Genomic DNA, 705 nt, shown 5'->3' with positions numbered 1-705 from the left:
CGAATTCTTGACTAGCTAGATGACAACATGATTGAATGAAACTTTGTCGTTGCAATGGAATATTGTCGAAAAATGCTTTCTCTTGATCGGTAAAACCACCAGATTTGCCGATTCTATTACATACGAACCTCATTTCAGCAAGCGCCGCCTGGTCTTCCGCATCAATATACACATATTGTTCCAAAAACTTCATATAAAGTTTACGGGTAGCCATAAATAAAACGGTACCTAAGGTACCATTGACCAATTCATCAGTGAAATTTTTGACACACATGACTTGGGCCCCCGTTTTTAAATGAAGAACTTTATCCACCATAAGATTATTATCAAGCATACTGACGAGAAAAGGGTTTTCTGGATCTTTGGCTTGGAAAGTGTATACTTTCCCTGGTAAACTGTTTAATTTTGCTTGATTCGCCATCAGAACTTCTTTTAAAGTTGGGTACAACTGTGTTGGTTCTATTCCGTCAGTGTAGTTGATTTGTCGATCCAATTTTTGGAACGCTTCAATGGTTTCATAATTCAAGTTCCCAACACGCACATTGTTCAACATATCAATAAACTCATTATCTCCCTTTTGTCTGAAAACTTGCTTCAACACCACGGTGTTTTCGATAACCTTATTCCAACTTTTAGCCAAAAAGCAGAATTTCGGCTGACCAGAATTATCCACAGGTGGCAATTGATAGAAATCACCAGATCCCC

The 705-nt window shown here is 38.2% G+C and carries 1 protein-coding gene; it reads right to left on the bottom strand.

Going from position 1 to position 705, the window contains the following annotated elements:
- A partial coding sequence (locus HMPREF0819_RS08835) for a DEAD/DEAH box helicase family protein (protein WP_003067990.1) occupies window positions 1-705 on the bottom strand: 705 nt, incomplete at both ends.

It is taken from the genome of Streptococcus equinus ATCC 9812 (genome assembly GCF_000187265.1).
Classification (GTDB): domain Bacteria; phylum Bacillota; class Bacilli; order Lactobacillales; family Streptococcaceae; genus Streptococcus; species Streptococcus equinus.
This window is presented reverse-complemented; position numbering and strand designations above follow the sequence as displayed.